Here is a 20,811-nt window from a genome sequence, read left to right as displayed (position 1 = left end):
TCTTTCTACTTGAAGCACACCCCCCCCCCGCCCTGTTTTTACCTATACACACCCCCCCCCCCGCCCCCACCCCCCCCCCCCCCCCCCCCCCCCCCCCCCCGCGCCCCCCCCCCCCTCCGCGTTTTCCCGGAGACCCCGGGCCGCGGAATCCCCGGAACCTCCCGGAACCCTCGGGACCTCCGGAAACGCTCGGGAGCTCCGGCAACGGCGAATATCCGCACAGCCGATCCATTTCCGAACCGGCGTTCCCGGAAATGAATTCCACAGGGAATTCGAAAAAGCGTGCAGTTGCCTTTGCGGACATTTCCGGATGGGATGTGAATTTCCATTCCGAAGGGCTCCGATCACCATGCCTGTGCTCACCCGGCTCGTCCTGCCGCACGCCGCTCCCCGGGTGACCACCGCGCGCCCCGCGGACGAGGGGGACGTGGTGTTCGGCCTGCTGCGCGCCCGCTGGCACGACCGCGGCCTGGAACTCACCGGCTTCGCCCGCCCCCAGGGCCTGGACACCCGCCGCCCCGGATCCGCCTGGACCTGGCTGACCCTGCGCCACGAGGACGCGGACGCACCGCCGCTGCACCTGCGCTCCAGACCCCGCAGGATGCCCGAGGTCACCGACGACAGCGCCCGGCCCGAGCACAACCACGACTGGTCCGGTTTCACCGTCCTGCTGGCGCCCGGCCGGCTGCGCCGGGACGGCCGGTGGCTGCTCGGCGACTGGCGGATCGAGACCACCCTCTTCACTCGCCCGCGCGCCGTCCGGGTGCGCCGCCACTACGGCGCCCTCGCCCCGCACTGGTGCGGCTCCGGCGAGTACCCGCCGGCCTGCTGGGTGGACCACGACGTCCGCCTCCAGCCGTACTTCGAGGACGGCCGGCTGCGGCTGCGGCTCGAACGCCCGGCCGTCCGGATCACCCGGGCCGCCCGCACCGCCGTCGGCCTCGGCCTCGGCGGCGTCGCCGACTCCTGCCCGGCCGGCACCGTGCTGCGGCTGCGCCACCGGCAGAGCGACGCGGTGATCGAGCAGCCGCTCACCCGTGGCGGCGACACCTTCACCGTCCGGCTGCCGTACCGGCCGTTCACCGCCGAGGGGCGCGGCCGCGGGGACCTGGAGCACTGGGACGCCGAACTGCTGCGGCCGGACGGCGGCACCGAGCAGCTGTGCCTCGACGAGCGCGGCGGCCCGGTGGCCGGCCAGCACCCGCTGCCCGACACCCGCGACCGCGTGCTCTACCTCAAGCACCTCGCCGACGGCCGCCTCCAGCTCTGCGTCCAGCCCGCGGTCGGCCTGGTCGACCGGATCGCGGTGCGGGCCGACGGCTTCGAGCTCTCCGGGCACTGCCCGGAGCCGGCCGCGGACCGTCTGGAGCTGGTGCTGCGGCACTCCGGCACCGCGAGCGAGGTCCGCGGCCCGGTCGCGAGCGGCCCGGACGGCCGCTTCCTGGCCCGGGTGCCCGCCACCCGCACCGGCTCGGACGGCGCCGCACTGCCGCTGCGCAAGGGCATCTGGGAGGCCTCGCTGGAGCCGCCCGACGGCGCCGGGCCGGGCCGGTCGCTGCTCGCCGCCCCCGCCGCACTGCCCGCCGTCCCCGCCGCCGCCACGGCCGGCGGCAAGCGGATCCTGCTGCAGCGCCGCTGGCACGACACCCTGCTGGTGGACTCCACCCCGGTGCTCAGCGCCGCCGAGCGCAGCGCCTGGACGCAGCGCCGGCAGCGCGCCGAGCACTACCCGGCCGCCCGCCGCGCACCGCTGCGCGACGCGGTGCTCTACGACGTGTTCGGCGGCCGCGGCTACGCCGACTCCCCGCGCGCGGTGCACGCCGAACTCGTGCGCCGCAGCGCGCCGTTGGCGCACCTGTGGGCCGTCGACGACGCGCAGGCCGCGGTGCCGGCCGGGGTCACCCCGGTGCGGGTGTGGAGCCCCGAGTGGTACCGGGCGCTGGCCACCTGCCGCTACCTGGTCGGCAACACGCACTTCCCGGACTTCCTGGAGCGCCGCCCCGGCCAGGTCGTCGTGCAGACCTGGCACGGCTCGCTGCTGAAACGGATCGCCCACGACGTCGAGAACCCGTGGCTGGCCGACCACGGCTACCTGGCGGCGCTCGACCGGGAGACCCCGCAGTGGAGCCTGCTGCTCTCCCCCAGCCCGTTCGCCACCCCGATCCTGCGCCGCGCCTTCCGCTACGGCGGCGAGGTGCTGGAGTCCGGCTACCCGCGCAACGACGTGCTCGCCCGCCCGGACCCGCGGACCGCCGCGGCCGTCCGCCGCCGGCTCGGCGTCCCCGACGGCAAGCGGATCGTGCTGTACGCGCCGACCTGGCGCGAGGACCAGCGGCGCGGCGACGGCGACGGCTTCCGGCTCGACCTGCGGCTGGACCTCGACCACGCCCGTCGGCTGCTCGGCCGGGACCACGTGCTGCTGGTCCGCCCGCACGCGCACGTGCGCGAGCCCCTGCCGGGCGCGGGGGACGGCTTCCGGTACGACTGCGGCGACTACCCCGACCCGCAGGAACTGCTCCTGGTCGCGGACGTGCTGGTGACCGACTACTCGTCGATCATGTTCGACTTCGCGATCACCGGCCGTCCGATGTACTTCTTCACCTACGACCTGGAGCACTACCGCGACACCCTGCGCGGCTTCTACTTCGACTTCGAGCCGAACGCCCCGGGCCCGCTGGTGCCGACCTCCGCCGAACTGCTCGGTGCGCTGCGCGAACTCGCCGACCGCGGCGGCGGGTTACCCCCCGGCTACGCCGAGCGCTACCGGCGCTTCCAGGCCGAGCACTGCGCGCTGGACGACGGCGGTGCGGCCCGCCGGGTGGTCGACCGGATGCTCGGGACGCAGCCCGCCGCGGGCCGGTCCCGGGCGGCGCCGGGAGCGCGCCGGAGCCGCCGTCAGGAGAAGGAGTAGCTCCGCCAGGGCCGCCAGACCTCGTCCGCGTCGAACCGGGAGAGGCCGAAGCCCGGCACCACGAAGGACGCCCGGAAGCCGCGCGCCTGCTCGTACGCCTGGTCCAGCACGTCGTCCGGCAGGCCGTGGGCGACCGTCACGTGCGGGTGGTACGGGAAGGCCAGCTCGCGGGCCAGCGGGCCGGAGCGGACGTCCGCCTCCAGCAGCCGGCACTCCTGCGCGCCCTCCTCGACCCGGACGTACACCACCGGGGAGACCGGGCGGAAGGTGCCGCTGCCGCGCAGCAGCATCCGGAACGGCCGGTGCGCGGCGGCGACCGCCGCCAGGTGCTCCTCGATCTTCGGCAGCGCGTCGGCCGGCACCTCGGTCGGCGGCAGCAGCGTGACGTGCGTCGGTATCGACCGGGCCAGCGGATCGCCGTGCCCGGCCCGGGCGTCCTGGATCGCCGCGCCGTGCGGGTCCGGGACGCTCACGGACACGCCGATGGTGACGACCTCCGGGAGGTCGCCACCACCGGGCAGGCGTGTGAGGGGAGTCACCGCTTGGCGGCCGGGAGGAAGCCGATCCGGTCGTACACCGTCTCCAGCGTCGCCGACGCCACGTCGCGGGCCTTCTCGGCGCCGATCGCCAGCACCCGGTCCAGCTCGGCCGGGTCGTCCAGGAAGGTGCGGGTGCGCTCCTGGAAGGGGGTGACCCACTCGGTGAACAGCTCGGCCAGCTCGGTCTTCAGGGCGCCGTACATCTTGCCCTCGAAGTGCGCGACCAGCTGCTCGACGGACTGCCCGCTGAGCGCGGAGTGGATGCGCAGCAGGTTGGAGACGCCCGGCTTCTCCTCCTCGTCGTAGGACACGACGGTGCCGGTGTCGGTGACGGCGCTCTTGAACTTCTTGGCGCTGACCTTCGGGTCGTCCAGCAGACTCACCAGGCCCTTGGGCGAAGAGGCCGACTTGCTCATCTTGACGGCCGGGTCCTGGAGGTCCTGGATCTTCGCCGTCTCCTTGAGGATGTACGGCTTCGGCACCGTGAAGGTCGGGCTGTAGCGGGTGTTGAAGCGGTCGGCGATGTCGCGGGTGATCTCCACGTGCTGGCGCTGGTCCTCGCCCACCGGCACGGCGTCGGCCTGGTAGAGCAGGATGTCCGCGATCTGCAGGATCGGGTAGGTGAACAGGCCGACGGTGGTGCTCTCGGAGCCGTAGCGGGAGGACTTGTCCTTGAACTGGGTCATCCGCGAGGCCTCGCCGAAGCCGGTGAGGCAGTTCATCACCCAGGCGAGCTGCGCGTGTTCGGGCACGTGCGACTGGACGAAGAGCGTGCAGTGGTCCGGGTCCAGGCCCGCGCCGAGCAGCTGGGCGGCGGAGATCCGGGTGTTCTCGCGCAGCGTCGCCGGGTCCTGCGGCACCGTGATCGCGTGCAGGTCGACGACCATGTAGAAGGCGTCGTTGTCCTTCTGCAGGTCGACCCACTGGCGCACCGCGCCCAGGTAGTTGCCGAGGTGGAACGAGCCGGAGGTGGGCTGGATGCCGGAGAGCACCCGGGGACGCTCCTTGACCGGACCGGTGACCGCTGCGTTGACCATGCGGGCCATTCTTCCAGTTCCACCGGTCGCTCAGGAAACGTCCGCCCCCGGAGGTTCGGCCAGTGTGACGGCACTCACCCTCACCCGGGCGATCCGCCGGCCCTCGACCTTGGCCACCGTCAGCAGCACCCCGCCGCCGCCGTCCAGCGGGACGCGCACCTGGTCGCCGTCCCGGGGCAGCCGGCCGAGCGAGGCGACCAGGCAGCCGGCCACCGTCTCGTAGGGGCCCTCGGGCAGGGTGACGCCGGTCTCCTCAGCGAAGTCCCCGAGGTTGAGCAGGCCGTCCAGCTCCATGCCGCCGCCGGCCAGCCGACGGGTGGGGGCGGACTCCGGCCGGTCGTACTCGTCGCGGATCTCGCCGATCACCTCCTCGACCAGGTCCTCCAGGGTGACGATCCCGGCGGTGCCGCCGTACTCGTCCACCACGATGGCCAGGTGGTGGCCCTCGCGGCGCATCTCGCCCATCGCCTCCAGCACCCGCTTGGTGCCGGGCAGCAGCTTCACCGGGCGGGCCAGGTCGCGGACCTTGGCGGCCTGTCCGCCGCGCGCGCCGTACAGGTCGCGGACGTGGACGAAGCCGACCACCGCGTCGGCGCTGCCCTCGACCACCGGGTAGCGCGAGTGCGGGGAGGTGTCGGCCTGGTGCCGTACGGCGGCCAGCGGGCGCTCGGCGTCCAGGAAGGTCACCTCGGTGCGCGGGACCATCACCTCGCGCAGCTGGCGCTCGCCGGCGGCGAACACGTCGGCGATCAACGCCCGCTCGTCGCTGCCCAGTTCGGTGTTGGCGGCGACCAGGCCGCGCAGCTCCTCGGAGCTCATCGAGCCGCGCCCGGCCGTCGGGTCCCCGCCGAGCAGGCGGACCATCAGGTTGGTGGAGTGGCCCAGCAGCCAGATCGCCGGGCGCAGCACGACCGACATCACGTCCACCACCGGGGCGGAGAGCACCGCGATGGACTCGGCGCGCTGCAGGCCGATCCGCTTGGGGGTCAGCTCGCCGAGCACCAGCGAGACGTAGCTGATCACCAGGGTGAGGCCGACCAGGGCGACCGCGTCGGCCACGCCCTCGGACAGGCCCGCCCGGACGAACACCGGGGCGAGCTTGCCCGCCAGGGTGTCCGCGCCGAAGGCGGCGGACAGGAAGCCCATGCAGGTCACCCCGACCTGGACGGCGGCCAGGAAGCGGTTGGGGTCGGCGGCCAGGTGCGCGGCCCGGGCCGAGCGCCGGGTGCCGTGCGCCTCCAGCGTCCGGATCTGGCCCTCGCGCAGCGAGATCAGCGAGATCTCGGCGACGTTGAAGAGCCCGCCCAGCAGGATGAAGACGAGGACGAGCGCGGCGTCCCCGAGGGTTTCGTTCACAGCGGGCCAGTGTAGGGCGGCCGGTGCGGGGCCCCGAGGCCGGACACGGCGGCGGCCCGCCGCTTCCCCGGGGGGAAGTCGGCGGGCCGCCGGTGCTGCGGTGCGGGCGGGCTCAGATGAGGCCCAGCTCCTGGACCGCGTCGCGCTCCTCGGTCAGCTCCTGGACCGAGGCGTCGATGCGGGCGCGCGAGAAGTCGGAGATCTCCAGGCCCTGGACGATCTCGAACTTGCCGTCCTTGGTGGTGACCGGGAAGGAGGAGATCAGGCCGGCCGGGACGCCGTAGGAGCCGTCGGAGACGACACCCATGGAGGTCCAGTCGCCCTCGGCGGTGCCGTTGACCCAGGTGTGGACGTGGTCGATGGCGGCGTTGGCGGCCGAGGCGGCCGAGGAGGCGCCGCGGGCCTCGATGATGGCGGCGCCGCGCTTGGCGACGGTCGGGATGAAGTCGTTCTCCAGCCAGGCCAGGTCGCTGCCGACGGCCTCGAAGGCCGGCTTGCCGGCGATCTCGGCCTGGAAGACGTCCGGGTACTGGGTCGCGGAGTGGTTGCCCCAGATGGTGACGCGCTTGATGTCCGAGACCAGGGCGCCGGTCTTGGCGGACAGCTGGCCGACGGCGCGGTTGTGGTCCAGGCGGGTCATCGCGGTGAAGCGCTCGGCCGGGACGTCCGGGGCGTTGCGCTGGGCGATCAGGGCGTTGGTGTTGGCCGGGTTGCCGACGACCAGGACCTTGATGTCGTCCGCGGCGTGGTCGTTGATGGCCTTGCCCTGCGGGCCGAAGATACCGCCGTTGGCCTGCAGCAGGTCGCCGCGCTCCATGCCGGCGGTGCGCGGACGGGCGCCGACCAGCAGCGCGACGTTGGCGCCGTCGAAGGCCTCGTTCGGGTTGTCGGTGATCTTGATGTCGCGCAGCAGCGGGAACGCGCAGTCGACGAGCTCCATGGCGGTGCCCTCGGCGGCCTTCAGGCCCTGCGGGATCTCCAGGAGGCGCAGGTTCACCGGCACGTCGGCACCGAGCAGGTGGCCCGAGGCGATGCGGAAGAGCAGCGCGTAGCCGATCTGGCCGGCGGCTCCGGTGATGGTGACGTTGACGGGGGTGCGGGTCATTTCTACCTTCTCCAGCAAATCGCCAGGTGCCCCAGGCACACCGGCGCACTGGAGCCGAGGATGGTCTCTCGACATCGAGAGACCGGCGTCAGGTTATCGCAAAGGGAAGCGTACGCCGCGTGTGCGGGCGTGGCTGATGCGTCACAGACGCACCGCGGCCCCCGCCCCGCCCCCCGGGAGTCCGGGGGGGTGGGGCGGGGGCCGCGGCGGGCCGGACCGGTCGGCGCCCCGGCCGGTCGGTGCCGCCGGTCAGTGCTTGGGCCGGCCCATCAGCTGGCCGATGTTGTCCAGCAGCGGAATCTGCACCCACGGGTTCGGCTGGGCGACCAGGGTCAGCAGCACGATCGAGGCGCCCAGGAAGGTCAGCACGATCACGTCGGTGAAGCGGCTGCGCACCGCCAGCATCCCGACCTCGGGCAGCACCAGGCGCAGCACCGCGCCGAGCAGCACGCCGCCGCCGAGGATCAGCAGCCCGTACTTGAAGCCGTCCTTGAAGTCGGCGAACCAGGTGACCGCGAGGCCGGCGCCGACCACCAGCAGGACCAGCGTTATCGGCCACTGCCGGACCGGCAGGGCGTGCTCGCGTCCGAGGGCCGCGGCCGAGCCCTCGGGCGGCAGGGTGCCGGTGGTCTTCACCGGCCTGTGCCGGGACCGCGCCGGTCGCGGTTCAGTCATGTTCGCCGTCCCTGGGGTGTCAGATGCCGGCGCGGCGCTCGGCCGCCTCGACGATGTTGTTGAGCAGCATCGCGCGGGTCATCGGGCCCACGCCGCCGGGGTTCGGGGAGATCCAGCCGGCCACCTCGGCCACGCCCGGGTGGACGTCGCCGACGATCTTGCCCTCGCTGCGGCTGACGCCCACGTCCAGCACCGCGGCGCCCGGCTTGACGTCCTCCGGCTTGACCAGGTGCGGCACGCCGGCGGCGGCCACGATGATGTCGGCCTTGCGCAGGTGGGCGCTCAGGTCCCGGGTGCCGGTGTGGCACAGGGTCACCGTGGCGTTCTCGGAGCGGCGGGTCAGCAGCAGGCCGATCGAGCGGCCGACCGTGATGCCGCGGCCGACCACGACCACCTCGGCGCCGTTGATCTCGACGTCGTGGCGGCGCAGCAGCTCGACGATGCCCAGCGGGGTGCAGGGCAGCGGGCCGTCGATGCCCAGGGCGAGCCGGCCCAGCGAGGTCGGGTGCAGGCCGTCGGCGTCCTTGTCCGGGTCCATCAGCTCCAGGACCGGGTTCTGGTCCAGGCCCTTGGGCAGCGGCAGCTGGACGATGTAGCCGGTGCAGGACGGGTCGGCGTTGAGCTCGCGGACGACGTTCTCCACGTCCTCCTGGGAGGCGGTGGCGGGCAGCTCGCGCTGGATCGAGGCGATGCCGACCTCGGCGCAGTCCTTGTGCTTGCCGTTCACGTACCAGCGGCTGCCCGGGTCGTCACCGACCAGGACGGTGCCGAGGCCGGGCGTGACGCCCTTCGCCTTGAGGGCCGCCACGCGGGCGGCGAGTTCGGACTTGATCGCGGCGGCGGTGGCCTTGCCATCGAGAATCTGGGCAGTCATGACCCCATTCTCCCGGATCGCGGCAGGGTGCCGTACCACGGGCGGCCGGGTGCCGCGGCGGCGGCCGGTCGGACGGCCGGACGGGTACGGAACGTCCGTACCGCATTGCGGTTGCGCCACAGTCTCGACCCGGCGCCGGAACCGGCTGGACAGGGCGCTGCCGTCCGGATGACGATGTTGCCCGCATACCCTGCCGCAACCAGGCCCGGTGACGGGCCGACGGATACCGCGGCGGGGCGTATCCGGGGGAAAGAGCCAGTGATCCGACCACAGCAGTCCGAGCAGCCCGACCGCCGCAGCGCCGCGTCCGCCGCACTGCGCCCGTCCCGGTCCGCGCTCGCCCGTTCATCACGCTGCTGAGCCGGTCGTACCGCCCGCCACCGCCGCCGGGCTGTCACCGCGCCCCGATACCGTCCCGTGCTGTCGCCGACCCGACTCGCGACCGCACCAGGGGCCTCCGCCGTCCCGTCCCCGCGTCCCCGTAACTGCCCGGAGGCATCGATGAGTTACCCGCCCGACCCGAACAACCCGTACGGCCAGCCGCCGGCCGCCCCGGGCTACGGCTACCCGCAGCAGGCCCCGCCGGCCGCGTACGGCTACCCGCAGCAGCCCCCGGCGTACGGCTACGCGCCGGTGGCGCCGCCGCGCTCCATGCCGGGCCTGGTGATGACCGCCCGCGTCCTGCTGTTCGTCGTGGGCGGCGTGCAGGTCCTCCTCACGGGCCTGCTGCTGATCGTGGCCGCGAGCGCCAAGACGGTCGCCAACCAGCACAGCACCAGCAGCGACACCGCGATCTTCGGCAACGCGGCCGCGGGCGTGCTGCTGGTCCTCGGGATCCTGTACCTGCTCGCCTCGGTGCTCTCGATCACGCTCGGGGTGAAGTTCGGCAAGGGCGGCCCGGCGACCCGGATCACCACCATCGTGTACGGCTCGGTCGCCCTGCTGCTCGGTGCGCTCGTGACGATCAGCGCGATCACCGGGAGCACCCAGGCCCAGGCCGCGGGCAGCGGCTTCGGCGTGGTGGTCGGCGTGCTGTGGATCGGGATCTGCGTGCTGTGGATCGTCGCCATGAGCACCCGGGAGGGCGTCGACTGGTTCAACCGGCCGCGGTACTGACCGGCCCGTAGGAACCCCGCCCGTACCGCATGACAGAGCGGCCCGGCTCCCCTCGGGGGGCCGGGCCGCTCTGTCATGCCGTCACGTCATCAGTGGAAGAAGTGCCGCGCACCGGTGAAGTACATGGTCACGCCGGCCTCGGCGGCCGCCGCGACGACCTCCTCGTCGCGGATCGAACCACCGGGCTGGACGATGGCCCTGACCCCGGCGGCGATCAGGATCGCCGGGCCGTCCGCGAACGGGAAGAACGCGTCCGAGGCCGCGTACGCGCCCTTGGCCCGCTCGCCGGCCCGCTCGACCGCGAGCTTGCAGGAGTCGACCCGGTTGACCTGTCCCATGCCCACGCCGACCGAGGCGCCGTCCTTGGCCAGCAGGATCGCGTTGGACTTGACGGCCCGGCAGGCCCGCCAGGCGAAGGCCAGCTCGGCCAGCTCGGCCTCCGACAGCGCCTCGCCGGTGGCGAGCGTCCAGTTCGCCGGGTCGTCGCCCTCGGCGTGCACCCGGTCGGCGTCCTGCAGCAGCACGCCACCGGAGATCGGGCGGACCTCCTGGCGGTTGGCCGGGGCCTCGGGGGCGAGCAGCACCCGCAGGTTCTTCTTACGGGTCAGCACCTCCAGGGCGCCGTCCTCGTAGCCGGGGGCCACGACGACCTCGGTGAAGATCGGGGCGATCTGCTCGGCCAGCTCGACGGTGACCGGGCGGTTGACCGCGATGACGCCGCCGTACGCGGAGACCGGGTCGCACTCGTGCGCCTTGCGGTGCGCCTCGGCGACGTCGGCGCCGGTCCCGATGCCGCACGGGTTGGCGTGCTTGATGATCGCCACGGCCGGCTCGGCGTGGTCGTAGGCGGCGCGGCGGGCGGCGTCGGTGTCGACGTAGTTGTTGTACGACATCTCCTTGCCGTGCAGCTGCTGCGCGCCGGCCAGGCCGCCGGTGCCGTCGCTGTACAGCGCGGCGCCCTGGTGCGGGTTCTCGCCGTAGCGCAGCACGTTCTGCCGCTCCCAGGTCGAGCCCAGGAACTCGGGGAAGTGCTCGTCGCTCGGCGCGTAGCCGGCCTCGAACCAGGAGGCGACGGCCACGTCGTAGGCGGCGGTGTGGGCGAACGCGGCACCGGCCAGGCGCTTGCGGGTGGCCAGGTCGAAGCCGCCCTCGCGGACGGCCGTCAGCACGTCCTCGTAGCGGGCCGGGTCGACCACGACGGCCACCGAGGGGTGGTTCTTGGCGGCGGCGCGGACCATGCTCGGGCCGCCGATGTCGATCTGCTCGACGCACTCGTCCGGGGTGGCGCCGGAGGCGACGGTGGCCTTGAACGGGTAGAGGTTCACCACGACCAGGTCGAAGGGCTCGACGCCCAGCTCGGCCAGCTGCGCGCGGTGCGACTCCAGGCGCAGGTCGGCCAGCACACCGGCGTGCACGCGGGGGTGGAGCGTCTTCACGCGCCCGTCCAGGCACTCCGGGAAGCCGGTCAGCTCGGAGACCTCGGTCACCGGGACACCGGCGGCGGCGATCCGGCCGGCGGTGGAGCCGGTGGAGACGATGGCGACCCCGGCGGCGTGCAGGCCCTGGGCCAGCTCCTCCAGACCGGTCTTGTCGTACACGCTGATCAGCGCGCGACGGATCGGACGGACGTTCTCCGAAACGGGCGTGGTGGTGGAGCTGGCACTCATGCCGGGATCCATACCTTTCGGTCCTCGATGCGGTGACCCTCGCGGGCCAGCCGGCCCACGACGTCGACGAGCAGCTTGCGCTCGACAGTCTTGATGCGCTCGTGCAGCGCGTCGCCGCCATCGGCGTGGTCGGCGTCGACGACCTCGACGACGCCCTGCGCGATGATCGGCCCGGTGTCCACGCCGGCGTCGACCAGGTGGACGGTGCAGCCGGTGACCTTCACGCCGTACGCGAGCGCGTCGGTGACGCCGTGGGCGCCGGGGAAGGCGGGCAGCAGTGCGGGATGGGTGTTGACGATCCGCCCGGCGAAGGCGGCGATGAACTCGGGGCCGAGGATCTTCATGAATCCGGCCGTGACCACCAGGTCCGGCTCGTACTCGGCGACGGAGGCGGTCAGCGCGCGGTCCCAGGCGGCCCGGTCCGGGAAGTCCTTCACCCGGTGGACGAAGGTCGGCAGGCCCGCCTTCGCGGCGCGCTCCAGGCCGGCGATCCCGTCCCGGTCCGCCCCGACGGCGAGGACCTCGGCGCCGTAGGCCGGATCCGCGACGGCGTCCAGCAGCGCCTGCAGGTTGGTTCCGGAGCCGGAGACCAGCACCACCAGGCGAGCCGGTCCGGACGTACGGGGCGGGAAGTGCTGGGCGGGGGCGGCGGCCACTGCGCGATTCTCCGTAGGTCGGGCGCCGTGCGCTGGTACGTCCACCGGCGGTGGGGCCACTACGAACGGCAGGTCGAGCGAGGGGGAACACCAGGAAAACCCGCCGCGACGCGGGCCCCGGGAACCGATGTGAGCTGCTGACCGTCACCACGATAACGGCTGGTCGGACGGCCTCCGAACCCTCCCGGCGGCGCTACGCGCGTAGTTGAGACGGGGATCTCCTCGGGCCCACCGCACCGGAGTTGTGCCCGGCCCGGCAGGGGGCCGACCGGGCCCGGGCACCGGCCCGCCGGTCGGTCGGCGAACGGCTGCGGGATCATTGGGGGGCGCGGGAGACCGCGCCGACCGCGCCGGCCGCGGGACCGCGACGACCGCGGGCCCCGGCCCGGCTCCCGCCGAGCTCCGGCCGAGCTCCGACCGACAAGGATTGGCTGAACCCATGAGCAGCGGCGACGACACCGACGAGCGCAACCCCTTCGCGCCGCCGCCGGCGGACGCCCCGGACCAGCCGTGGCAGCCGCGCAGCCCCTGGACCGGCGGGGACGGCTCCGGCGGCCAGGGTGGCGAGCGCCCGCAGCTCCCGCCGCCGTGGGGCTCCGGCCAGGGCGAGGGCGGGCCCGGTCGGCGGCCCCCGGCCCCGCAGCCGCCCCGGCTCGACCCCACGAACCCGGCCCACCGCCGGGCCCGCAACGCCGCGCTGGCCGGGCCGTTCGCGCTGGTCTGCCTGTTCACGGGGTTCCACTGGATCGCCCTGCTGGTCGGGGTGCTCGGCATCGTCTGGGGCGTCGCCGCCCTGCGGAGCCCGCGGCCCGCCCCGGGCGCGGCCGGTGCGCCGGCGGGTCCGGCCGCCACGGCGAGCCCGGTCGGCCCGGTCGGCCCGGTCGGCCCGGTCCGTGGGGGCTCGGCGCCGAACCCGCTCGTCCCGGCCGCGCTCGCCGGGATCCTGACCGGTGCGATGACCGTCGTGGTCGCCACCTCGGTGATCGGCCTCAACTACCACTACCGCGCGTACGTCACCTGCGTCCGCGACTCGCTGACCTCCGTCGGAGCCCAGAACTGCGACCGCTACGCGCCGCAGTGGTACGTGGACTTCACCGGGAACGCCGAGTAGCCCGGGCGGCCCGCCCGCGCGACGGTCCGTCAGTCGAGCGGGTCCGCCTCCGGCTCCGCGGGCTCGCGGGCGGGCCCCGACAGGTGCAACACGAGGGCGTACGTACGGGCGCGCAGTCGCAGTGCGCCCCGGTGTGCCTGCCGCGCGAGCCTCGCGTACACGCCCCCGCCGTCCGCGGGGGCGAGCACCAGGTGCCGGACGAGCAGGGCGCCCGGGACGGCCACCAGCGCGAACCAGCCCGCCGCCGCCAGGCCCGCCGACCACGGCACCGGCCCCAGCCGGGCCATCCGCCCGCCCGCCAGCGCCCCGCCGGACAGCCAGCCCAGCAGCGCCGCCCCCGCCCCCACCACGAGGGCCGCCGCCAGCGCGGCCGTCACCGTCGCGGCGGGCGGCCAGGGCCCGGCGCCCTCCTCGTCGCCTCCGGTCGCCCCGGCCGGGCCCCGCCGGCCCGCCGCCGCCCGGCCGAGCAGCACCGCCGGCACCACCCCGGCCAGCAGCGGCAGCACCAGCGCCGCCCACCGCCAGCCGCCCGGGCCGTCGGCCGGCAGCAGCGCGAACAACGGGAACTCCGGCACCGGCCCCAGCGCCGTACCGTCCGGCGACACCACCGTCCCGGCGCCCACCGCGAACCCGGGGCCCAGCGCGTACGCCGCGCCCCACAGCACCGCGTTCGGCAGCAGCACCAGCGCGAGCAGCGACAACCCCAGCAGCGCGGCGGACCCTCGCCCCAGCAGCGCCATCCCGCGGCCGCCGCCGGTCGCCGCGTCCAGCACCGCCGACAGGGCCACCAGCACCCCACCCGCGGCGACCAGCCCGGCCCCGGCCGCCAGCGCCGCGGCACGCACCACCGCCGCGCCGCCGGTCGGACGGCACGGCGACGGGAGGCGGTCCAGCGGGGAGCCGGCGAACGGGCCGCCCGCGGCGTCGACCGATCGGACCCCGGCAGCCGTCGCGAGGGCCGCCACCAGCGCGACCACCAGGACGTCCGGCACCACCCTGCTGCGGAACAGCCCGGCGCCCGCACCGTGCAGCGCGACCGCGACCGCCACCGCGCAGTAGCCCGCCCACAGGGCCACCGGCCCGCCCCAGCGCGAGCGCAGTCCGCGCCGGGCCGCCACTGCGGCGCCGGCCCGGTGCAGCCGGACCACGGCCAGGACACCCAGCAGCAGCGGAGTGACGGTCAGTGGGGTGTCCGCCTCCCCGCGCAGCACCGGCGCGCCGTGCCCGAGCAGCCAGAGGACCCCCGCCAACCGGGGGGCAGCGGCCGCGCCGTCGTCCGCGTACGGCGTCACCACCCACAGGCCGAACACCGGCGCCCCGACCACCGCCAAGCCGACCAGCGCCGTCCGCACCCCCGCCAACAGGTCGGCCAGCGCGGGGCGTCCGCCCAATTCTCCCGGCGCCTCCAGGATCGGACGGCCCATCAGCTGCGTCATGCGCCACATCGTGCCAAGGCGACTCGCCATGCTCCGTGAAGCGGCAAACCGCCGCCGTGTCCCAGATTATTGGCTTATGCGCATTTTCAGACCCTGCCCCCGCACCGTCGGCACCCCGGCCCGGAGTGTCTGATGACCACGCCGCCGACCGCGGACTCCCCCACCCCCGAGCGCCACCGCGACCCCGCCCGCGCCGACCACGCCCCGGCGCGCCTGCTGCGGAAACTGACTCCCCGTGAGGCCCAGACCCTCGCCCACCTCGCCGCCGGCCACGACCTCCCCCGCACCGCCGCCTCCCTCGGCGTCACCCCCACCACCGCCCGCAGCTACCTCCTGCGCGCCATGCGGAAGCTCGGCGCCTCCAGCCAGGCCGAGGCCGTCACCCTCGCCGCGGGCTCCCTGCCGTACGTCCCGCCCCCGGGCCCGGCGAACTTCGCCGGCCTCACCCCGTCCTCCCTCGGCCCCGTCTCCTCCAACGGCCGGCCGACCGCCTACGGCGCAGCCGCACCGACCGCCGCGCAGGCGTCGGGGCGCCCCGACGCCGTGGGCGCGCCGGACGGGCTCCCGGTCTCCGGGAGCAGCGCCGGACGCGACGCCGGACGCGACGGCAACGCCCGCGTGGCGCCGGCCGGGCCGACGGCGGCGCCCCCGCCCGCGAACCCCCGGGCCGCGGCCCCCACGGTCCCGGACCGGGAGGAGGCGCCCACGGGCGACGGGCGGGGCCCGGCCACCGGCGCCCGACGCGGCCGGTCGGCGCAACGCGCCCGGCAGGAGCGCGGAGACACGGCGCACACGCCCGCGCGCGGGCGTCCGGCCACCCGTCCCGACCGTGCCACCCCGCCGAACCGCCCCGACACCGCTCCGGCAGCCGACGAGGGGCCGCGCACCGGCGCCGTCAGCGGCCCGGCACCGTCGGCCGCCGCACGGCGAGGACGACGGGGCCGAACGGCACCGGTCGTCGCGACTACGGCACCGGTCGTCGCGAAGGAGACCGCACCGGCCGAGACGGCGGCCCACGGGAGAAGCGGTGCCGCGGACGAGGACGGACCGCAACCGGCCGACGTCGGCCGCGCGCAGCAGGCCGCCCGGGAGGAGCGCGACGGCACGGCCGGAGCTCCCACTCCGGAGCACCGGCGACGCCCCTCCGCCGACCGCACGGCCCCCTCGGGCGCCGTACCGGACCGCGAGGAGCCGACGGGGACTCCCCGGGCCGCCACGGCCACACCCGGTCGGCCGCCCGCGTCCTCCGCCGACGGGCCGGACCGGGCGGGCTCCGCGCACCCGGCGAGGCGCGGCGACGTGGCTGCGGAGGTCCGGGCCGCCACCACGGCGGAGGGGCCGCAGCGCCCCTCCGACGGCGGCCGCGTGCAGCCGGGTCCGGACACGCCCCCGTCCGCAGCGGCCGGGCGTGACCGGGCGCGCCCGGAAGCGGGTGGCACCGCGGCGGGCAGCGAGCAGCCCCCCGCGGGCACGGACGGGCACGGCGGACCGGCGCACACGCCCCCGCCCGCATCGGTCGCGGACGGGAGCGCCCGGCCGCCCGAGCGGCACCGCGACCCGTCGCCGGCCGTCTCGCCGGCCGTCCCGCCCGCCGCACCGCTCCCCGCCGACCTCCCGGCGCCGACCTTCGAGGAGCTGTACGAATCGGCGCACACCCGCCTGGTGCAGCAGGCGTTCCTGCTGACCGCCTGCCGCCACCGCGCGGTGCACTGTGTGCGGCGGGCCTTCGGGGAGGCGCGGCGCAGGTGGCCCGCGGTGGCCGGATCGGGTGATCCGGAGGGGTGGGTGCGGCTGCGGGCGTTCGAGCTGGCGCTGTCGCCGTGGCACCGGGGCGGGCCGCGGCGGGCGCACGCGTGGAGCCTTCCGCACCGGCGGATCAAGGTGCGGCCGGCGGACGAGTCGCAGGCGGTCCTGCCGGACCACGACCGGCTGACCGACCGGGACCGCGCGTTGCTGAAGGCGCTCAAGCGCCTGTCGCGGCCGCAGCGCCGGGCGCTGGTGCTGCACGACGGCCTGGGGCTGACGGCGGCGGCCATCGCCGTGGAGGTGGAGTCGACGCAGGCGGCCGCCGAGGGGCGGGTGTGGACGGCCCGGACGGCGCTGGCGCTGTGGGTGCCGGACCTGGTGGGCCCGGATCCGGCGGCGCCGGGGTTCGCGGACGGGCTGAGCCTGCTGCTGCACCGGGCGGCGGTCCGGGGTTGCCCCCAGCCGCACCGCTCGCCGATCCCGGTGCTGCGGGCCCGGCATCGGTTGTGGACGGCGAGCCGAACGGGCGCGGCGGCGCTGCTGACGGTGGCGGTGGGCGGGGCGACGCTGGCGACCCTGGCGGGGGTGCGGCCTGCGGTGCTGTTCCGGCCGTCGGATCCGCCGACGCCCTCGCTGTGCCTGCCGGTCGGCGAGGCGCAGGAGCCGGGCGTGCCGGTGCTGCCGGGCGGGGCACCGAACGGGATCAGCAGCCTGTGGTGCAGCCCGGCGCCGGGGCTGGAGGCGGTGCTGGTGGAGCCGCACACCCAGGCGGTCGCGCGCTGGGAGCTCCCGGCGGCGGCAAGGGGAGCGGACGCCCCGCCGCCGCGGGGGCCGGCGGTCTGCCGGATGTGGTCGCCGCTGCCCTGCACGACGGGGCCGACGGGTCACTGAGGGACAGGCGCCCGGGAGAAGGATCGCCGAGAGACGGGCCGCCGAGAACAGGCGAGCGCCCCCGCCCGGGGAGGGCGGGGGCGCTCGCTGCGCTTCGGCGCGGGGATCAGGCCTGGGCGGCGATGATCTCGCGGGCCAGGCGGGCGGTCTCGGACGGCGTCTTGCCGACCTTGACACCGGCGGCCTCCAGGGCCTCCTTCTTCGCCTGGGCGGTGCCCGAGGAGCCGGAGACGATGGCGCCGGCGTGGCCCATGGTCTTGCCCTCGGGGGCGGTGAAGCCCGCGACGTAGCCGACGACCGGCTTGGTCACGTTCGCCTTGATGAAGTCCGCGGCACGCTCCTCGGCGTCGCCACCGATCTCACCGATCATGACGATGATCTCGGTCTCCGGGTCCTCCTGGAAGGCCTTGAGAGCGTCGATGTGGGTGGTGCCGATGACCGGGTCGCCACCGATGCCGACGGCCGAGGTGAAGCCGATGTCGCGCAGCTCGTACATGAGCTGGTACGTCAGGGTGCCGGACTTCGAGACCAGGCCGATCTTGCCGGAGGTGGTGATGTCGGCCGGGATGATGCCGGCGTTCGACTGTCCGGGGCTGATCAGACCGGGGCAGTTCGGGCCGATGATGCGGGTCTTGTTGCCCTTGGCACCGGCGTGCGCCCAGAAGGCGGCGGTGTCGTGCACCGGAACGCCCTCGGTGATGACGACGGCCAGGCCGATCTCGGCGTCGATGGCCTCGACGACGGCGGCCTTGGTGAAGGCCGGCGGCACGAAGAGGACCGAGACGTCGGCGCCGGTCTTCTCCATCGCCTCGGCGACGGAGCCGAAGACCGGGATCTCGGTGCCGTCGACGTCGACCGTGGTGCCGGCCTTGCGCGGGTTGACACCGCCGACGATCTGGGTGCCGGAGGCGAGCATGCGGCGGGTGTGCTTCATGCCCTCGGCGCCGGTCATGCCCTGGACGATGACCTTGCTGTCCTTGGTAAGGAAGATAGCCATGGTGTTAAGTCCCCTTCCTTACTTGTTGGCCAGCTCGGCGGCGCGGTCAGCGGCGCCGTCCATGGTGTCCACGCGCTGGACCAGCGGGTGGTTGGCGTCGTCGAGGATCTTGCGACCCAGCTCCGCGTTGTTGCCGTCCAGGCGGACGACCAGCGGCTTGGAGACGTTCTCGCCCTTGCTCTCCAGGAGCGCGAGGGCCTGGACGATGCCGTTGGCGACCGCGTCGCACGCGGTGATGCCACCGAAGACGTTGACGAAGACCGACTTGACGTCGGGGTCGCCCAGGATGATCTCCAGGCCGTTCGCCATGACCTCGGCGGACGCGCCGCCACCGATGTCGAGGAAGTTGGCGGGCTTGACGCCGCCGTGCTTCTCACCGGCGTAGGCGACCACGTCGAGGGTGCTCATGACGAGGCCCGCGCCGTTGCCGATGATGCCGACCTGGCCGTCGAGCTTGACGTAGTTCAGGCCCTTGGCCTTGGCGGCGGCCTCCAGCGGGTTGGCCGCGGCCTTGTCCTCCAGGGCCTCGTGCTCGGGCTGGCGGAACTCGGCGTTCTCGTCCAGGGAGACCTTGCCGTCGAGGGCGATGATCTTGCCGTCACCGGACTTGATCAGCGGGTTGACCTCGACGAGGAGGGCGTCCTCCTTGATGAAGACGGTCCACAGCTTCTGCAGGACCTCGGCGACCTGGTCGGCGATCTCGGCCGGGAACTTCGCCGCGGCGACGATCTCGGCGGCCTTCTCCGGGGTGCAGCCCTCGTTGGCGTCGACCGGGATCTTGGCGAGCGCCTCGGGGTTCTGCTCGGCGACGACCTCGATCTCCACGCCGCCCTCGACGCTGGCCATGGCCAGGAAGGTGCGGTTGGTGCGGTCCAGCAGGAACGAGACGTAGTACTCGTCCTTGATGTCCGCGGTCTGGGCCAGCATCACCTTGTGAACGGTGTGGCCCTTGATGTCCATGCCGAGGATCTGCTCGGCCTTGGCGACGGCGTCCGCCGGGTCGGCGGCGAGCTTGACGCCACCGGCCTTGCCTCGGCCACCCACCTTCACCTGAGCCTTGACGACGGCGCGGCCGCCGAAGCGCTCCGCGATGGCGGCAGCGTCTGCGGCGGTCTCGATGACATCGCCGTCAAGCACGGGCACGCCGTGCTTGGCGAAGAGGTCCCTCGCCTGGTACTCGAACAGGTCCACGTGTTTGTCCTTGTTCGTGGTCGCGGATTGTGTCTCTACGAGCGTGCCACGGCAGGATCTTCGCTGCGGGTCGTCGGGGCGGTGCGGGTACGCAGAGGTACGGCCTTGCGGCCCACACAGCCACGGGCGCACACGTCAATCAACACGCGCGTCACGTCCGTCTGGCAGGTTATCCCCGTGGGACGGGACTGTTCCGCCCGGGGGCCTGCCCGTCTTGGGTGAGAACCGTCACAGACACCCTAGAGCGTCCCGGTGAACGTCCCGTCCACCGATCGGGTGGATTCCCGCGTCCGGGTGAATCCGTCACACCCCCTGGTCAGGCACCGGGATCGGACGCTTCTCGATGGCCGCGGCCATGATCCCGGGGAAGGCGTCCGGGGTGCAGGCGAAGGCCGGCGCGCCGAGGGCGGCCAGAGCGGCGGCGTGCGCGTGGTCGTAGGCGGGCGCACCTTCGTCGGAGAGCGCGAGCAGGGCGATGAACTGGACGCCGGCCGCCTTCATCGCGGCGACCCGCTTGAGCATGCCGTCCCGGATGCCGCCCTCGTAGAGGTCGCTGATCAGCACGACGACGGTCTCGGAGGGGCGGGTGATCCTCGACTGGCAGTAGGCGAGCGCGCGGTTGATGTCGGTGCCGCCGCCGAGCCGCGTCGCGAACAGGACGTCCACCGGGTCGGTGAGCTGCTCGGTGAGGTCGACCACCGAGGTGTCGAAGACGACCAGCCGGGTGTCCAGGGTGCGCATCGAGGCGAGCACCGCGCCGAAGACCGCCGAGTGCACGACCGAGGACGCCATCGAGCCCGACTGGTCGATGCAGAGGATGACGTCCTTCTTCACCGCGCGCTGGGCGCGGGCGTAGCCCACCAGCCGCTCGGGGACGACGGTGCCGTGCTCGGGCAGGTAGTTCTTCAGGTTGGCCCGGATCGTCCGGTCCCAGTCGATGTCGCGGTGCCGGGGGCGGTCGACCCTGGCGCTGCGGTCCAGGGCGCCGCCCACGACGGCCCGGGTGCGGTCGGCGAGCCGGCGCTCCAGGTCGGCGACCACCTTGCCGACCACCGCCCGGGCGGACTCCCGGGTGGTCTCGGGCAGCGCGTGCTTCAGCGAGAGCAGGGTGCCGACCAGGTGGACGTCCGGTTCGACGGCCTCCAGCATCTCCGGCTCCAGCAGCAGCCGGTCCAGTCCGAGCCGGGTGATCGCGTCCTGCTGCATCAGCTGGACGACGGTGGACGGGAAGTACGCGCGGATGTCGCCCAGCCAGCGGGCCACCTGCGGGGCCGAGCCGCCCAGTCCGGCGCTGCGGCGGCCGCCGCGGCCCGCCCGGCCGCCGTCCTCGGGCGCGCCGCGGTAGAGCGCGGCGAGGGCGCCGTCCATCGCGGCGTCCCGGCCGCGCAGGGTGCAGCCCGTGCCGTCGGCCTCGCCGCCGAGCACCAGCCGCCAGCGGCGCAGCCGTTCGTCGGTCGTGGGCGTTGCCATCTCGTCCTCCTCCTTCAGCGGATGTCGGGTGGT

At 74.5% G+C, this 20,811-nt stretch carries 16 protein-coding genes; 4 read left to right on the top strand and 12 right to left on the bottom strand.

The annotated features are described in order from the left end of the window. The first annotated feature begins 349 nt into the window (after positions 1-349). A complete protein-coding gene (locus tag ABT048_RS05505; RefSeq protein ID WP_350519978.1) occupies positions 350-2,911 on the top strand; it encodes a CDP-glycerol glycerophosphotransferase family protein in 2,562 nt (853 codons plus the stop codon). Here the strand turns inward: ABT048_RS05505 and ABT048_RS05500 are convergent. The 6 genes from ABT048_RS05500 to ABT048_RS05475 form a co-directional block, all read right to left on the bottom strand. Next, positions 2,896-3,384 (bottom strand): 2'-5' RNA ligase family protein, encoded by a 489-nt coding sequence (locus tag ABT048_RS05500; RefSeq protein WP_350519977.1) that lies wholly within the window; start codon positions 3,382-3,384, stop codon positions 2,896-2,898. The two genes, ABT048_RS05505 and ABT048_RS05500, sit on opposite strands and share 16 nt — an antisense overlap. A 62-nt stretch (positions 3,385-3,446) precedes the next feature. Continuing rightward, a complete protein-coding gene (gene trpS, locus ABT048_RS05495; protein WP_350519976.1) occupies positions 3,447-4,487 on the bottom strand; it encodes a tryptophan--tRNA ligase in 1,041 nt (346 codons plus the stop codon). 30 nt (positions 4,488-4,517) lie between these two features. Next, positions 4,518-5,843 carry a hemolysin family protein gene (locus ABT048_RS05490; RefSeq protein ID WP_350519975.1) on the bottom strand — a complete coding sequence of 442 codons (1,326 nt, stop codon included), beginning with the start codon at positions 5,841-5,843 and terminating at the stop codon, positions 4,518-4,520. 112 nt (positions 5,844-5,955) lie between these two features. Then, positions 5,956-6,948: a malate dehydrogenase gene (locus ABT048_RS05485; protein ID WP_350519974.1), complete on the bottom strand. Its 993-nt coding sequence runs from the start codon at positions 6,946-6,948 to the stop codon at positions 5,956-5,958. A gap of 249 nt (positions 6,949-7,197) precedes the next feature. Further along, positions 7,198-7,623 (bottom strand): DUF3017 domain-containing protein, encoded by a 426-nt coding sequence (locus ABT048_RS05480; protein WP_350519973.1) that lies wholly within the window; start codon positions 7,621-7,623, stop codon positions 7,198-7,200. Between the two features lie 19 nt (positions 7,624-7,642). Further along, on the bottom strand, positions 7,643-8,497 hold the full coding sequence (locus tag ABT048_RS05475) for a bifunctional methylenetetrahydrofolate dehydrogenase/methenyltetrahydrofolate cyclohydrolase (RefSeq protein ID WP_350519972.1): 855 nt from the start codon (positions 8,495-8,497) through the stop codon (positions 7,643-7,645). A 501-nt stretch (positions 8,498-8,998) separates the two neighbouring features. On the opposite strand from ABT048_RS05475, the gene ABT048_RS05470 reads away from it, so the two are divergent. Beyond that, positions 8,999-9,613: a hypothetical protein gene (locus ABT048_RS05470; RefSeq protein WP_350519971.1), complete on the top strand. Its 615-nt coding sequence runs from the start codon at positions 8,999-9,001 to the stop codon at positions 9,611-9,613. Between the two features lie 89 nt (positions 9,614-9,702). Here ABT048_RS05470 and purH read toward each other — a convergent pair whose 3' ends face one another. Next, entirely contained in the window at positions 9,703-11,280 is a 1,578-nt protein-coding gene (gene purH / locus ABT048_RS05465; RefSeq protein ID WP_350519970.1) for a bifunctional phosphoribosylaminoimidazolecarboxamide formyltransferase/IMP cyclohydrolase, read from the bottom strand. Beyond that, positions 11,277-11,936, bottom strand: coding sequence for a phosphoribosylglycinamide formyltransferase (gene purN, locus ABT048_RS05460; RefSeq protein WP_350519969.1), 660 nt, complete (start codon positions 11,934-11,936; stop codon positions 11,277-11,279). Before purN ends, purH begins: the two co-directional genes overlap by 4 nt. A gap of 439 nt (positions 11,937-12,375) precedes the next feature. On the opposite strand from purN, the gene ABT048_RS05455 reads away from it, so the two are divergent. Further along, on the top strand, positions 12,376-13,047 hold the full coding sequence (locus ABT048_RS05455) for a hypothetical protein (RefSeq protein WP_350519968.1): 672 nt from the start codon (positions 12,376-12,378) through the stop codon (positions 13,045-13,047). A gap of 29 nt (positions 13,048-13,076) precedes the next feature. On the opposite strand, the gene ABT048_RS05450 is transcribed toward ABT048_RS05455, so the two are convergent. Beyond that, on the bottom strand, positions 13,077-14,483 hold the full coding sequence (locus ABT048_RS05450) for a cell division protein PerM (RefSeq protein WP_350519967.1): 1,407 nt from the start codon (positions 14,481-14,483) through the stop codon (positions 13,077-13,079). A gap of 132 nt (positions 14,484-14,615) precedes the next feature. Between ABT048_RS05450 and ABT048_RS05445 the strand changes: the two genes are divergently transcribed. Further along, a complete protein-coding gene (locus ABT048_RS05445; RefSeq protein ID WP_350519966.1) occupies positions 14,616-17,120 on the top strand; it encodes a LuxR C-terminal-related transcriptional regulator in 2,505 nt (834 codons plus the stop codon). A 106-nt stretch (positions 17,121-17,226) separates the two neighbouring features. Here ABT048_RS05445 and sucD read toward each other — a convergent pair whose 3' ends face one another. The 3 genes from sucD to ABT048_RS05430 all read right to left on the bottom strand — a co-directional run bounded on the left by sucD (position 17,227) and on the right by ABT048_RS05430 (position 20,778). After that, positions 17,227-18,117 carry a succinate--CoA ligase subunit alpha gene (gene sucD / locus ABT048_RS05440; RefSeq protein WP_350519965.1) on the bottom strand — a complete coding sequence of 297 codons (891 nt, stop codon included), beginning with the start codon at positions 18,115-18,117 and terminating at the stop codon, positions 17,227-17,229. An 18-nt stretch (positions 18,118-18,135) separates the two neighbouring features. Continuing rightward, on the bottom strand, positions 18,136-19,308 hold the full coding sequence (gene sucC, locus ABT048_RS05435; protein ID WP_350519964.1) for an ADP-forming succinate--CoA ligase subunit beta: 1,173 nt from the start codon (positions 19,306-19,308) through the stop codon (positions 18,136-18,138). A gap of 303 nt (positions 19,309-19,611) precedes the next feature. Then, positions 19,612-20,778 carry a VWA domain-containing protein gene (locus tag ABT048_RS05430; protein WP_350519963.1) on the bottom strand — a complete coding sequence of 389 codons (1,167 nt, stop codon included), beginning with the start codon at positions 20,776-20,778 and terminating at the stop codon, positions 19,612-19,614. Between the last annotated feature and the right edge of the window lie 33 nt (positions 20,779-20,811).

It is taken from the genome of Kitasatospora sp. NPDC096140 (assembly GCF_040303045.1).
Taxonomy (GTDB): domain Bacteria; phylum Actinomycetota; class Actinomycetes; order Streptomycetales; family Streptomycetaceae; genus Kitasatospora.
This window is presented reverse-complemented; position numbering and strand designations above follow the sequence as displayed.